Below are 14,853 nucleotides of genomic sequence, written 5' to 3' on the forward strand. Positions count from 1 at the left end.
ACTGATTAAATTTTCACATTATGTATATAAAAAAGCTGACAAATAATTATTTGTCAGCTTTTTTTAGTGTAATTGCATTTCTTGTATGACTAATATGTTCATAAAATAGTAGTTTATCACGGCTAAATACATGCAGTAAAACATGAATAATGAATAGGCCGTTAATGATAAATAGGAATAACAATGTAACGAGTAATACTAAAGGTTCTGTATGATTTAACATAGAGCTACTAGAAAGAATATAATTGATTCCGCCTAACGCAAAATAAAATATACCGTAGCGAATAAATAGTTCTTTTAATGTAATACGATCTGATTTTCCTTTCAGGTGAATGCGAAGCAATGCTTTCCCAATTGTTTTTCCATTCGTAAAGTATGGAATAATAATAAAGTAAATAAGGATTGAACACGTAATGAAAATGAGTTCATACATATTCGTGTAAGATTGCATATTAGAAACGAAGAAAGAATTTCCTTTGTTTTTAACGACAGGTACAACGATAGATAAGAAAATCCAATCAATTTGCATCGCGATAAGGCGACGAATGAATCCGACTGGTTTCGTTTCCAAATCAATATGACTATCTAACTCATTTGTCTTCGGAAGGAAGTACGTAAATATTGGTGCAATGATAAAACCAATTACGCCACCTAATGTATTTAAAAATAAATCATCGATATCAAATAATCGGTATGCACAATTGTATATACCGTATAATCCAGTCACTTGTGTTAGCTCGAAAAATAGTGAAAGGAAAAAGGAAATGCAAATTGTTTGTAAGAAACTACGTCGGAAATAATAACGTAAGTAAATACCGAATGGAACAGTTAATAGAACATTAAATGCAACTTGTAAAAACGCAGACTCTTTTAATAAGTAGAAATAAGTAGCTGGTTTCGTTAAAACTGCCGATGTATGACTACTAATCTCTTGTATGAAATAAAATGGTGAGAGTTGCATGTGTTGTGTATTAGCCGGTTGTAGGCTACAAGTATCAAACGTTTGTGGTAACGGCAAAATAACAAGAAAATAGGCATTTAATAAGTAAAGTAATAATGAGTATAAAATAAATGAGCGCCATTTATTTAAATAACCGTATTTTCGATAATTAAATATTAAAAAAGGGATTAAAAGAAACATTGCTAAAAAGGGGAATAAAATAAATGCTGTTTTTACTGGAAATAAATATGCAGTCAAAGTAAAACTCCTTTCAATGAAAATTCGTTTATCATTATAGCGCTAATAATATTTAAATACAAAGTTAAAATCTTTCGAAATAGAAATAATTACTAATTTTATAGGGATTAAGTTATAATAAATTTAATATAAGGATATTATGATTATAAAGTTGAGAGAGGGTACAAGAGATGCGATATGAACTTTTTTCTGTAAGTGGGGATCATATTACGACTTTTGAAAGTGCATGGCGTTTTCAGGAGGGAGAACAGATTTTTGTTCATGATGATCAAACAAAAAGAAACTTTATTATTATTCGTCTGACGCATGATGTATTTCAACAAAATAAACATGTTATTCGTTTGTATTGTCAAGAGAAGAAAGTGTATGCATAAGAGAAGCCCTCTTACAGTATGAAAAGTAAGAGGGTCCTTATCTTGTTATTTGTGAACAGCCCGATTGATGAGGGCTGATTAAAGTTTCACTTTATCATTTTGCCCCTCGTAAGGAATAAAAAGAGAAGGGTTAATGCACATAGGTAGCATTTGATTTGGAAGAAAGTATATAGCCTTGTATTTTGTGCTTCAAAGTTACATGGCCTTCTCTTTGAGAAAGCCATGTATGGTAATCTTGTTGTGTTTTCCATAACAGACGAATCATATATTCTGCCTTATCATTTGTACGATGAACATGTGAAAACTCTATGTTAATACAACCGTTCGTTCCAGGGGAAGGATAATATTGTTTAAGCCCATAAAGCAGCTCATTTTCATATTCGTACTTAATGTGAATGAGTTTAGTAACTATAAACATATAAACACCTCTTTTACGATAATAGTAGGAAAGATAGAATTACTGTAATAGTAAACTTAAATAATATTATACTATTCAGAAAATTCTAAGTAAATAATAGATTTTAACTTAATAGAGGTATAAAAAAGCGAGTCATTCTATTACACTAGATGACTCGCTTTCAATTTGTAAGTTTTACTTTATAAGAAAATAAGAGTAAGTACACCTACGATAATACAATAGAAAGAGAAATATTTTAAATTTCCTTTTGCCATAATGTTCATAAACCATTTTAGTGAAATATACGTCATGATAAATGTTGCGATGAATGCAACGACATATGGTACGAATAATGTGTCTAGATTTGGATCATTTGCAATGTCTGTAATGCTTAACAATAAGCCACCTAAGCTAACAGGAATGTATAGTAAGAATGAGAAGCGAAGTGCTGTTTCTTGCTTCATACCAAGTAACATTGCTGCTACGATTGTGGCACCAGATCGGCTTATTCCGGGAATCAGTGCGCAAGCTTGTGCTAATCCGACGATGATTGCATCTTTCATAGAAAGGTCGCCATCATTTTTACGACCGCGTAAATTTCTAATAATCCAAAGGCCGACAGCAGTAATAAGAAGGGAAATCCCAACCATCTTCACACCTTTTAAGTACTGATCGATGTAATCTTTAAATAAAACACCAATAACACCTGCTGGAATGGTTGCAATAACAAGATAAATAATAAAGAAGAAATCTGATTTTGCGTCTTCTGCTCTTGTAAATATATAAGAGAGACCATTCTTCGTTAGACGAATTAAATCATTTCTATAAATAAGTAATACAGCTAATAATGAAGCTGAATTAACAAGTAGTTCGAAGCTAAACCCTTCTATTTTTAGTCCTAGCAAATGTTGTGCTAAAACGAGATGACCACTTGAAGAAATCGGAATTGGTTCTGTTAGTCCTTGGAACAGACCGAGAATTAAATATTTTAAAACGTAGTAAAATTGTTCCATAATAACCTCCTTGTTTATTAGTTGAAAGAAACAACTTTTCCATTATAACAAAGATATGGATGAATATTGAAAAGAAATAAATATTCAAAATAAAATAAAAATCCCTTATAGCAGTATAAGGGATTTTTATTTTTAATTAAGAAGTTACTGTTTCTTGAAGACTTTTAGACAATTGAACATCGACTTTTTCAGCATCATGAATATGATTCATAATAGTAGTATTTAATTTTTGGAACATTTGTTGTGTGTTAGCGAATTCCCGTAGTATGTCATCATTACAAGACTTTTGGTTTTCGATAGCCTTAATAACATTTGTAGCACCATTTTGTAACGTTTGAATCATAACTAAAATATTTTCAATTCTAGCATTTGTATCGGCGCTCATTTCTACACCTTCATCAACTAAATGTAAATTATCTTTTGTGTTATCATATGCTTTTTCAATTTCTTCTTGAATTTTTTTCGTTAAGTTGCCGATGTTTTTTGTACTTTCTGCTGTACTTTCCGCTAGTTTTCTTACTTCATTGGCAACGACAGCGAATCCTTTACCATGCTCTCCAGCACGCGCGGCTTCAATACTCGCATTTAAAGCAAGTAAATTTGTTTGTGCTGCAATGTTTTGAATGACTTCTACAATTTGCTCGATTTCCTTTGAGCGTTCGCTTAGATGATTCATACTATTAGACGTGCGTTGAGATTGTTCACCTAATTTATTAATTACAATAAGTAAGCGGTGAACGGATTCTTTTCCTTCATTAGAGCAGTCAATAATTTCTGCAATAGACTGAATTAAGCTTTGTTCCTTTTGTAACATTTCATTATTTAACTCATTGGAATGTGTCGTACGTGTTGAAACATTTTCGAAACATGAACTTAATTGTTGAACTAAGCTTTGAAGTGTATTGTGTTGGTTATTTACAAGTTGATGCTCTTGGACAACGCTTTGTACACGATCGTGGATAGTAGAAATAGTCTCTTGTTTTTCAATATCTTTTTGTTTTAATTCTAATTCTAATTCTTGTATACGCTCTTCTAATTGAGAAATTGTATGTTGGAGTGATTTTTTTTGAGTAAACATGTATTTATTTCAACCGCCTTCGAAAGTTATATTTTCTCTATATTTGGATTTTAGCACCTTTTGTATTTTTTAAATATAGGAATTGTTAAATATTTAAGAATCTATTACATTTTATTCATAATTCTCTTTTTTTCGTCACGAAAAATAAACTGTATTTAATCGTTTTGTAAACAAACTGTAAAATAAATCATGTATAACTGTATAAGAAGGGAGTCGGATTATGAACTATTTTAAGCGAATCAGCTGTCTAGTATTAGCAGGAATTATCGGTCTTTCTAGTACAGTCGCTGTTAAAGCAGAGTCAAACGACGAGAAACTTAACAACATGCAACAGCAATTGCAACAAAACGATGCAGAAATGCAAAAGAAAGAGCAAGAAAAGCAAGCTGTTAGTAAAGAAATTAAAGGTATCGAAAACGAACTACATAATTTAAATAATACAATTGCAAAAAATAAAGAGGATCAAGCTGCTATTCAACGTAAAATTGATGAAACACATAAGCAGATTGAACAAAAAAAGGAAGAAATTATCGTTTTAGAGGATAAAGTCCTTGCTCGTAAAGATATTATGAGAAAACGTATGGTTTCTGTTCAGAACAGTTCAAATACAAGTTTAGTAGTAGAAGTTGTAGTAGAGTCAAAAAACTTTGCAGACTTCTTACAACGTATGAACGCAGTTTCTACTATTCTAGAAGCTGATAAAGAAATTTTACGTCTACAAGAACAAGATCTTCGTCAAATTGAAGAGGACAAGAAAACAATTGACGAAAAAGAAGCATCTTTAGTAGTAGACAAACAAAAATTAGCAAAAGCGCAAGCTGAACTGCAAGATAACTTGAAAAAACGTCAAGATAACTTACAAACAGTTCAAGCTAAATATAATGAAGTTGCAAGCCAACTTAATTTAGCAGCGGAAGAGAAAGCTAAAATTGAATCAAATATGAAGGCAGTACAAGAAACGATTGCTCGTGAACAAGAAGCAGCAAGAATCGCAGCGGAAGAGCGTGCAAAAGCAGAAGCGGCTGCAAAAGCAGAGCAAGAAGCTTTAGCGAAAGCACAAGCAGAAATTGCTGAAAAGCAAAAGCAGGAAAAAGCTAATAAACCAGCTGAACCAGTTGCTAATAATAATTCGAAGGTAGAACCTACAAAACCTGCACAACCTGAACCATCTTCTAAGCCAACTGCTGGTGGGAAAGAAATTTATGTAGAAGCTACAGCTTATACAGCTGATCCAGGAGAAAATGGTTATGCGCCAGGTCAACAAGTATTTTCTGCATGGGGACCAGGTGGTAAAGGTTATAATCTAACTGCAAACCCAGGAATGAAATTAATTGCTGTAGATCCAAAAGTTATTCCATTAGGCAAAACTGTAAATGTTGAAGGGTATGGAGTCGCAATTGCAGCAGATACTGGTGGAGCGATTAAAGGTAACAGAATTGATGTGTTAATGCCTGATAAAGGGTCTTCTAGTCAATGGGGAAGAAAAATTGTTAAAGTTACAATTTTAAACTAAAACGTAATCCAACTTTACAATACGTAGAGTTGGATTTTTTTATAATAATAATGTTAAGTTGAGTTTACATTTTGTTAAGGATAGCATACAATAATGGTGAGAGGTGGTAAATTTGACCATTTTAAACAGAGTAAAAGAATTAAGAGCTCGTTTTAACTTTACGCAAAGTGTATTAGCAGAAAAGGTTGGAGTAACGAGACAAACAATTGCTGCAATTGAAAAAGGGGATTACGTTCCTTCTTTGTTATTAGCACTTACGATTTGTGATGTGTTCCAGTTAAAGATGGAAGACGTGTTTGTTTTAAATAAGGAGGGGGAAGAGGATGAATAGAATTGTTTTTTCTTATATCATAAACGTGCTTTATACTGCTTTAGCATGCTGGACATTTGTTGAATTTTATAGTGTCATTACAGAGTTAGCCGATATAATTAAAAACGAGAAATTCCCATTTGAAGTATGGTTTAATGGAGTACCATTCATTTTATTATTTATTGGAGCAATTATAGTTACAATTTTTTATAGAATTCAAAAGAAAAAATATAAGAATTTATCTTTTTGGATGTATCCATTATTATTTCCGCTAGAAGATGAACGTGAAAAAGCGATTACGGATAAAGCTTGTCGAACAACATTTGTATCGTTATGGTTTGTGTTACCTTGTGCAGTTGGATTTTTAACTTTTTCGCCTATTATTAATGAATATCTTCCTGGATACCCATTATATATTCTATTTTCTATTTTCTTTATTCAAATGACAGTATTTCACGTATCACTATACAGAAATAAATTAGCTTAAAAAGAAACCTTCTTGCACTGGCAAGAAGGTTTCTTTTTAAGCTAATACTTGTACATATAGCGATATTATTTTATCATTTTATATAGAGTAAGATTTTGTAAGGGAAAGGAACTGTGTATGAATAAGCAAAGAATTTATAGTATAGTAGCAATTCTGCTATTTGTTGTAGGTGGCGTATTAATTGGAAAGCCATTTTATGATGGATATCAGGCTGAAAAGAAACAGACTGAAAATGTGCAGGCTGTTCAAAAGATGGATTATGAAAAGCATGAGACGGAATTTGTAGATGCTTCCAAAATTAATCAACCAGACTTGGCGGAAGTAGCGAATGCATCATTAGATAAGAAACAAGTAATTGGTCGTATTTCGATTCCAAGTGTTTCAGTAGAACTGCCTGTTTTAAAAGCTTCTACTGAAAAAAACTTATTATCAGGTGCAGCGACAGTAAAAGAGAATCAAGTTATGGGAAAAGGAAATTACGCATTAGCAGGACATAACATGTCTAAAAAAGGTGTTTTATTTAGTGATATAGCTTCTTTGAAAAAAGGCGATAAAATTTATTTGTATGACAATGAAAATGAATATGAGTATGCGGTTACTGGTGTATCTGAAGTGACTCCTGATAAGTGGGAAGTTGTAGAGGATCATGGGAAAGATGAGATAACGCTTATTACATGTGTATCTGTAAAGGATAATTCTAAGCGTTATGTTGTTGCTGGTGATTTAGTAGGAACGAAGGCGAAGAAGTAAAAAAGAAGGTGAACTCTTTAAAGAGTTCACCTTCTTTTTTACTAATGTTGAGAAATAATAGAATATTTTGGTTTGTATTCAAATATTATTCTATTTATGTATAATAAAGTTAGGATTCTATATTTTGGGAGGGACAAGAGTGAGACAACAGGTGAAGAAACTTCTTTTAACAACGAGTATAGCGTTATTGGTAGCTCCGATTTCAGCTTATGCACATCCAGGGCGTACAGATGCTAATGGCGGACATACGTGTCGTACAAATTGTGAGAAATGGGGATTACAGTACGGGGAATATCATTATCACAATAAACCAGCTTCTAGTAGTGGTGCAACGAGCCCAGCTCCTAGCCAGAATAATAATAGTGCTGTAGAAGCTGAGAGACAAGCAGAAGCACAGCGCAATACCGAGGCGGAAAAACAACGTGCTGCAGAAGCACAGCGTAAAGCTGAAGAAGAGAGACAACGTGTAGCCGAGGAACAAAGAAAAGCTGAAGAGGCACGTAAACAAGAGGAAGCGCAGCGCCAAGCTGATATGGAAAAAGGTCAACTTGAAGGTCAAAAGAATGGAGAAACTGATTTTAAGGCAGGAAAAAATGATGTAGAAGTGCATGTAGCTGAAAAATCTGATGCATATAAACAAGCGTTTAAAGCGACTTATGCAGCCGCATGGTCTTTAGAAGAGCAGAAGAAAACGCATTTTGAAAAAGGAAAAGAACAAGGTTTAGCACAAGAGACGATGGACGATAGTCAAGTTGCTTCAGAGTTTAAGGTAAACTTTGCAGACGGATTCAAAGTAGGGAATAAAGAAAGAACAGAAAAAATTGAAAAAGAGCAAGCTGAGTTAGGGGAAAAGACAGGGAAAGAACTAGCTGAAAAGAATTCTGGAAATAGAGAGAAAGAAGTATACGTGAAGGCATATGAAACAGCGTATGAAAAAGGCTATAAATCTACAAAAAAGGCAGTAGAAAAAGCTGGCTATAAGTATGCATTTGAAAACTATGATTTAAAAGTTCCTGCTAAGTATGAAAGAAATGAATTGTTAAAGAAATGGTTTACTGAAGGATTTAAATCGAATAAAAAAGCAGCGGAAATTCGAGAAGAAGGGTATAAAAAGGGAGACAGCTGGTTCTCATTCTTCTATAAGAGTTTCGTACCAAGTGAATATAAAGAACATAAAGAGCTGTACGAACAAGCAATAGAACAAGGGAAAACAGCATAAAAAAAGATGAGGAGAAATTCCTCATCTTTTTTAATCCATCCATTTCACTAATTTCTTAGAAATTAATAATAAAACACAACCTAGTACAATTGCCACAGCGCCAATAACTGTGAATACTTCAGCGTATCCAAGTGAAGTTGTGAAGCTTGCAAGTTGTCCGCCTAAAATGTTGGCGATACCTGAACTTGCTAGCCATACACCCATTAGTAAAGATGCTAATTTTACCGGAGCAAGCGCACTAACCATTGATAGTCCGACAGGTGATAAGAATAGCTCACCTAACGTATGGAAAAGATACGTAAAGACGATAAACAGTAAGTTTGCTTTTTCTGTAATGTTATGTTCATCACTACCTGTTTTTAATGTAGCGATAACGAGAATGATATAACCGATACCGAGCAAGATCATACCAAGTCCCATTTTAGTTGGGATTTTTAAATCACCCTGCTTGCGAGTTGCAAGTTTTGCCCATAATGCAGAAATGACTGGAGCAAGCAAAATAATAAATAATGGATTGACCGATTGGAACCAAGATGTTGGAACTTCCCATCCGAACACAGAGCGGTCTACAAATTTGTTTGTATATAATGTTAATGAGCTACCAGCTTGTTCAAAGCCAGCCCAGAAGAAGACAACGAAGCATGTTAAAATGACGATAACTGCGGTACGTTGTTTTTCTTTTTTTGTTAACGGTGTATCTCCTACTGATGGTTGTCCAGCAGCTGTTTGTAAATCGCGAGTTGGTTTTTTACCGATATTACCAAGGAAGCGATTTGATAGTGTTGTAAATAAAATTTGTCCAATGATCATTCCGATTGAAGCGGCTAAGAAACCGTAACGGAATCCGTAATGTACAACGCCATCAACTGTTGTTTTGAATAAATTTTCTGATAAAAATCCGCAAACGAGTGGAGCTAAAAATGAACCGACGTTAATACCCATATAGAAAATGGTAAATGCACTATCACGTTTTGGATCGTTCTCTTCGTATAATTCCCCAACCAGTGTAGAGATGTTCGGTTTGAAGAATCCGTTACCGATAATAATAAGCGCTAATCCGAGGTATAGGCCTAATTGGTTTTGCAAGGCAAATAGTGTAAGGTTACCGATTGCCATTGTTATACCACCAATTGTGATTGCTTTTCGTCTACCTAGAAAACGGTCTGTTAAGTATCCACCAATCATTGGTGTGAAATAACAGGCCCCAGTATAAAATCCGTAAATAGAGAGTGCCCATGCGGGACTAAACCCAAGACCACCGCTTACTAAAGCTGTCGTTAAATATAATGTTAATAATCCTCGTAATCCATAGTAACTAAATCTTTCCCACATTTCTGTAAAGAAGAGTAAGTATAAACCTGGAGGATGTTTCTTTTTTCTTTGTTGTTCTCTTTCTAGTTGTATCGCTGATTCCATGTTATTTTCCTCCTGACACAAACAAAAACAAAGTTAATAATTTTGTACATTTAATATTTTACTTTATTAACTATTATAAGTCAATAAAGGTTGATTTTTCAGAAGAAATTGGAAAAGAGGAATAGCTATAGAATGGGTGTTTCTTTTGTGATAGACTATGGACTATGTTTTCTTTGTAAGGAAGCGGGTTATTGTACTTTTTTATATGTGAAATTGATTTCATAAAAGATGAAATTAAAGAAGGAGAAAGAAATGAAATTGTTACAGAAAAAAGAAATTTTACTTATTAGCCTTATGTTATTCTCTATGTTCTTTGGAGCAGGGAATCTGATATTTCCACCTTTCCTTGGGTATGAAGCAGGAGAACATGTTTGGATTTCATTAGTAGGGTTTATTATATCAGCAACAGGTCTTCCTATATTAGGTGTTATCTCTATTGCAAAAGCAGGAAGTTTTCAAACGTTAGCGGGTAGGGTTCATTCTTCATTTGCAATTATTTTTCCATGTATCGTGTATGTATTTATTGGACCTGGGCTTGGTATACCACGTGCGGGAAGTTTAGCTTTTGAAATGGGGCCAGGTCAGTTATTCCCTGAAGCAGGAAACGGATTATTATTGTTTTACACAGTTATTTTCTTTAGTATTGTTTACTGGTTAAGTTTATCCCCATCTAAATTAATGGGGTTGTTTGGAAAAGTATTGACGCCGTTATTATTATGTATGATTGCACTCATTTTTATAAAGAGTATGTTTACAACAGTAGGAGATATGAAAGAACCAATAGGGAACTATGGCCAAGCTCCTATGTTTCAAGGATTTTTAGATGGATATTTAACAATGGATGCGTTAGCTGCTTTAATCTTTGGAATTGTTATTGCAAATGCATTACGTGCAAAGGGTATTGAAGATGATAAAGGTTTAGCGAAATATATGAGTATTGCTGGAATTGGGGCAGGACTATTATTATCTATTATTTATGTCATCCTTGGATATGTGGGGGCAATTAGTGGCTCATTAGGAACATTTGATAACGGTGCGAAAGTGTTAGCACAAGTTATGATTACATTATTTGGACAGGGCGGAGTCGTTTTATTAGGTCTTATTTTTACTATCGCGTGTTTATGTGTTTCAATTGGACTTGTTACGTCTTGTAGTCAATTTTTTGCGAGTGCATTTCCGAAAGTATCTTATAAATTGTGGGCATTTATAGTAAGCGTTGTTAGTATGATTTTAGCTAATTTAGGGTTAACGCAAATTTTAAAAGTATCAGTACCAATTCTTGGATTTATTTATCCAATTGCGTTAACGCTTATTATTCTAGGGTTATTCCATCAGTATATTGGAAAGTATGCATACGTATATGCAGTAACTGTTTTGGTTGTAGCGATATTTAGTGCAATTGACATTTTAAATAAAAATGTAATGATGAATCAGTGGACGTCAGCATTAAAATACATCCCGTTTTATACAGAAGGTGTTGGGTGGATTGTTCCAGCTATTGTAGGCATGTGTCTTGGTTTTATCGTTAGCATTTTTCTAAATAAGAATAAATGAGTAAAAAGGTGTTTTCCTATTTTGGGAAGACACCTTTCTTTTTTTGGAAAAATACTATTGAAAATGAATAGACTAAGAGTATGATAAAGATAATTGGTAATATATAGGTTCAATGAGAGTTACGAATAAGGGGGGAGCGTATGAAGAAGGATTTGGATAAGAAAATAGAAGCACTCGAAACGGCAATTGAAACAATTCAAGAAGCACTTGCTGAATTAAAAGTAAAGCAGAGGGAAATAGAAGTAGAAAACGCTCAGCAACATGTTAGTAAGAACAAGAAAGAATATATTGAAACGGTAATGGAGGAAAAGCCAAAAGAAGAAATAGTTAAGATAAAAGAGCCTTTGCAAGAACCTGAGTTAAAACAAGTAGATATATCGGCTTTTAAACCAGAGCCATTTAATATTATTAAGTTTTGTCAGACGTGGTTACCGCGTGTATTTGTCGGTATTATGTTGCTTGGAGTGATCTGGTTATTTAAAGCAGGGGTAGATGCTGGTTTATTAACACCAGCGATACGAATTGTGTTTGGTATCGCATTATCTATCGGGTTGTATTATATAGGAGATATTCAAATTAAAAGAGAGCGGCAAGCGTTAGGATTAGTATTAGCTGGAGGAAGTATTACCGGGATTGTTCTAACGACGTTTGCAGCACATTATTTATATGGATTTATTCCGGCAAGTGTCGCGTTTCTCTGTAATATTGCATGGGTTATTTTAGGGATTTATTTAGCGAAAAGATATCAATCGGAATATCTCACTATTTTCGTAGCGGTCGGTGCGTTCTTCGTACCATTCTTGTTAAATAGTACGACTCCTAATCCTTATATTTTCTTTGGATATGAGACAGTATTAACACTTAGTTTATTATGGTATGCGTTGAAAAATCGTTATAAATACTTATATATGATTTCTTACGCTGTTGCTGCCATTGTCCTTTTCGTTTTCTTTGCTGTTATGTCAATGTTAGTAGAGAACTTGCAAATACAGTTAACGATTGTATATGGTTTGATTCATTTACTATTATTTTGGCATATGTTTACGGAGAGAAGTTTTATACTAGAACCACGTTTGGCGATATTTAGTGCGAATGCAGTGTTCTTTATACTAGCTATTTCAAAAATACCTGATTTTACAACATGGGGATTAATTATTAGTGCACTCGTGCATGCCGCTATGTTCGTATGTGAATATAGGAAAAATAGACATTCTACATTTACAAATCTCTTATTTGGTTTCGCAATGGGAGCATTTAGTTTAGCAATTTTATATGAGTATAGTTTAGTGAATGCAGCGATTGTACTATTGTTACAAGGTTTCCTCGGCATGGTCACTTCTATTAAAGTAAAACAACAGATAAAATTATATGTTAGTGCGACGGTTTACGCAATTGGAATGATACAGACTATTTTTAGCCCGTTTGATCAATTTATTTCGGCAGGCTTTGTTGCTCATCTTATTTTAATAGGAACGTTCTATTATTGCATGAGAGAAGCGAAAGAAGTATTAGCGAGCTTCGGCGAATATATGTATTCTATAGTGCTCTATTGGTTTATGATAATTGTATTTATTACAATTACGAGAATCGGTGAAGTTTTATCTACAGATGGAAGCGTAATTAGTGTATCAGTATCGTTATTATGGATGGTATATGCATTATTTGCGGTTTGGTTTGGAAGAAATAGAAATATGAATGAAATATTATATGCTGGTTTAGTCGTTTTAGTCGTAACGGTAGGGAAGTTATTCTTACTTGACTTACCAGAGGTATCGATGATGATTAGGGCAGTGTTATTCCTAATCGTCGGTAGTATAGGTATCGTTATTTCAAGAATGTTTTTCGCGAAGGAAGAGAAGTGAGAAGAAGGCAATCCATGTATGGATTGCCTTTTTTATTATTTCTTATTAATCGTTACAGTTTCATTATATTTCGTTGTTGTATTTTGGCGTAGACGAAGCGTTGCTTGTCCAGTTGTATTTGAATCAATCTGTACATTTACAACTTTCTCAGCAGAGCCTAAGCTGTTTGTTGTGAAAGAAAATGCACTACTATATCCGAAAGTAGATGGCCAAGTGCCGTTTGCATTTTGTACTTTAGCCACTTGTGTTCCACCGGTAGTGAAGATACCTAAAGAATAGTTGTTATACGTTGTATTAGGTAGTAAGTTATTTACTTGAATCTTCATTTGGAAAATTTCATTGTTTGGTAGAATGCTAGGGTGTGTAACGACGTAGTCGCTTGTTGTTACCGCACCGTTATAACCGTATGAACCTGGTTTAAAAGTATTTGTATTAAACCATTGATAACCTGCATTTGGTGCACTCCAAGGTTCAGGTTGTGGTTCTGTTGATAAGCTTGGCTGTTCAAATGTTTGTAGAGCTGTAGGTGAATCAAGTTGTAAACCATTTACTTGATCTAAACTTGTAAATGTCTCTTTATTTGATAACCAATTTACGATGTTTTCTAATAAAATCGCATCGTTTTCTTCTTTATAACCATCGTAAGTTTTCTTTGTTTGGCCAGAATCTTCACGAACGTATTTTGGCGTAGCATCTTCAACAGGAGAAGAGTCACCAATAAAGGCAGCTTTCCCAAGTCCTACTTTTGCGATAGCAGCATATGGGCCTTCTGCAATACCACCGCCATTATAAACGCCACTATCAACAGCGTTATTCCATTTTGATGGATTTTCTGGAAGGTAAACAAGTCCTTTTGCTAGTTTTGGGTTTGTAATTGCTAGAGTAGAACCAGCATGCATTGCTACAGACGAAACACCTTTTGTAATTCCGAAAGATTGTTCAGGCGATACAATTGTTTTCGCTGAAACATCACCAAGTGCATTGTAGCGGAAGCGAATACCGAAGTTGTCAGAGAGCCAATCAGAGCTTTCTACTCCTTGCATAGCTTGTGAATTAGCTTCTTCATTAGACATTCCTTTTGCTGGATTATCCCAAGCACCGCGTCTATATCCATTAAATACTTCAGAAGAGTCCCAGCGATTTTTATTACGATCTGCATTGTAATGATCAGCAATAAAGAAGATACTACCACCATTTTTTACATATTGTAACATAGCGTCCTGCTCAGATTTTTTGTAAGGAATATTAGCTTCTGGAACGATAAATACATTGTAATCTTTTAAGTCTTCGTACGTAATAGGTGTTGATTTACGAAGTTCCTTTACGTGATATCCGTTTTTTGCAATGCCGTTTCCGAAGTCAGAAAAGCCGCCGTCAATAACCCAGTCAGCTGTCCCAGCAGTTTGACCGTGTGTATTATCGAATAATACTTTCTTCCCATTGTTTTGATTTACAACTTTTGCAGCAATTTCAGGAGCTGGGTCTACAGAGCTTTCGGCATAAGTAGACGGTATGAACGAGGTCCCTATACTTAGTGTAATTGCTGTTGCTAAAGAAAATGTAATCCATTTTTTATTCTTCATAGAAGAATCCCCCTAATAATAAATATATGTGCTTTAATAATGTAATTTATTTTTCTGTAAAAATAAAGACGGAAAACATAAAAAATATTAAAAAATTGT

14 protein-coding genes are annotated in these 14,853 nt (G+C 34.0%); 8 read left to right on the forward strand and 6 right to left on the reverse strand.

Annotation, left to right across the window (positions count from 1 at the left end; genetic code table 11):
- Window positions 1-46: 46 nt before the first annotated feature.
- A complete protein-coding gene (locus M1D73_RS03505; protein WP_000128017.1) occupies window positions 47-1,198 on the reverse strand; it encodes a VanZ family protein in 1,152 nt (383 codons plus the stop codon).
- A gap of 170 nt (window positions 1,199-1,368) precedes the next feature.
- Here M1D73_RS03505 and M1D73_RS03510 point away from each other — a divergent pair, with 170 nt between their 5' ends.
- Window positions 1,369-1,572, forward strand: a complete 204-nt coding sequence (locus M1D73_RS03510; protein WP_001268332.1) for a hypothetical protein — start codon at window positions 1,369-1,371, stop codon at window positions 1,570-1,572.
- Window positions 1,573-1,702: 130 nt separating this feature from the next.
- Here the strand turns inward: M1D73_RS03510 and M1D73_RS03515 are convergent, their stop codons facing one another.
- The 3 genes from M1D73_RS03515 to M1D73_RS03525 all read right to left on the reverse strand — a co-directional run bounded on the left by M1D73_RS03515 (window position 1,703) and on the right by M1D73_RS03525 (window position 4,060).
- The gene (locus M1D73_RS03515) at window positions 1,703-1,990 is read right to left on the reverse strand and encodes a hypothetical protein (protein WP_000471238.1); all 288 of its coding nucleotides are present in this window, start codon (window positions 1,988-1,990) and stop codon (window positions 1,703-1,705) included.
- A gap of 179 nt (window positions 1,991-2,169) precedes the next feature.
- The gene (locus M1D73_RS03520) at window positions 2,170-2,982 is read right to left on the reverse strand and encodes an undecaprenyl-diphosphate phosphatase (RefSeq protein ID WP_000434794.1); all 813 of its coding nucleotides are present in this window, start codon (window positions 2,980-2,982) and stop codon (window positions 2,170-2,172) included.
- Between the two features lie 136 nt (window positions 2,983-3,118).
- Window positions 3,119-4,060, reverse strand: a complete 942-nt coding sequence (locus tag M1D73_RS03525) for a methyl-accepting chemotaxis protein (protein WP_000495039.1) — start codon at window positions 4,058-4,060, stop codon at window positions 3,119-3,121.
- A 220-nt stretch (window positions 4,061-4,280) separates the two neighbouring features.
- Here M1D73_RS03525 and M1D73_RS03530 point away from each other — a divergent pair, with 220 nt between their 5' ends.
- From M1D73_RS03530 to M1D73_RS03550, 5 genes are all read left to right on the forward strand, one after another.
- A complete protein-coding gene (locus M1D73_RS03530; RefSeq protein WP_001105776.1) occupies window positions 4,281-5,573 on the forward strand; it encodes a 3D domain-containing protein in 1,293 nt (430 codons plus the stop codon).
- A 112-nt stretch (window positions 5,574-5,685) separates the two neighbouring features.
- The gene (locus M1D73_RS03535; RefSeq protein WP_000154019.1) at window positions 5,686-5,904 is read left to right on the forward strand and encodes a helix-turn-helix transcriptional regulator; all 219 of its coding nucleotides are present in this window, start codon (window positions 5,686-5,688) and stop codon (window positions 5,902-5,904) included.
- Window positions 5,897-6,370, forward strand: a complete 474-nt coding sequence (locus M1D73_RS03540; protein WP_001080043.1) for a DUF2178 domain-containing protein — start codon at window positions 5,897-5,899, stop codon at window positions 6,368-6,370. The genes M1D73_RS03535 and M1D73_RS03540 overlap by 8 nt, the downstream gene beginning before the upstream one ends.
- Window positions 6,371-6,487: 117 nt before the next feature.
- A complete protein-coding gene (locus tag M1D73_RS03545) occupies window positions 6,488-7,120 on the forward strand; it encodes a class A sortase (RefSeq protein WP_001041724.1) in 633 nt (210 codons plus the stop codon).
- A 139-nt stretch (window positions 7,121-7,259) separates the two neighbouring features.
- Window positions 7,260-8,339 (forward strand): YHYH domain-containing protein, encoded by a 1,080-nt coding sequence (locus M1D73_RS03550; protein ID WP_001249816.1) that lies wholly within the window; start codon window positions 7,260-7,262, stop codon window positions 8,337-8,339.
- Between the two features lie 30 nt (window positions 8,340-8,369).
- On the opposite strand, the gene M1D73_RS03555 is transcribed toward M1D73_RS03550, so the two are convergent.
- A complete protein-coding gene (locus M1D73_RS03555; protein ID WP_000443143.1) occupies window positions 8,370-9,755 on the reverse strand; it encodes a peptide MFS transporter in 1,386 nt (461 codons plus the stop codon).
- Window positions 9,756-10,007: 252 nt separating this feature from the next.
- Between M1D73_RS03555 and brnQ1 the strand changes: the two genes are divergently transcribed.
- Both brnQ1 and M1D73_RS03565 read left to right on the forward strand, forming a co-directional pair.
- Window positions 10,008-11,309 (forward strand): branched-chain amino acid transport system II carrier protein BrnQ1, encoded by a 1,302-nt coding sequence (gene brnQ1 / locus M1D73_RS03560; protein WP_000771689.1) that lies wholly within the window; start codon window positions 10,008-10,010, stop codon window positions 11,307-11,309.
- 140 nt (window positions 11,310-11,449) lie between these two features.
- The gene (locus M1D73_RS03565) at window positions 11,450-13,171 is read left to right on the forward strand and encodes a DUF2339 domain-containing protein (protein WP_098213615.1); all 1,722 of its coding nucleotides are present in this window, start codon (window positions 11,450-11,452) and stop codon (window positions 13,169-13,171) included.
- Window positions 13,172-13,206: 35 nt separating this feature from the next.
- Here the strand turns inward: M1D73_RS03565 and M1D73_RS03570 are convergent, their stop codons facing one another.
- Entirely contained in the window at window positions 13,207-14,754 is a 1,548-nt protein-coding gene (locus tag M1D73_RS03570; RefSeq protein ID WP_000791509.1) for a DNA-binding protein, read from the reverse strand.
- Window positions 14,755-14,853: the final 99 nt, after the last annotated feature.

This window comes from Bacillus sp. PK3-067, assembly GCF_056738645.1.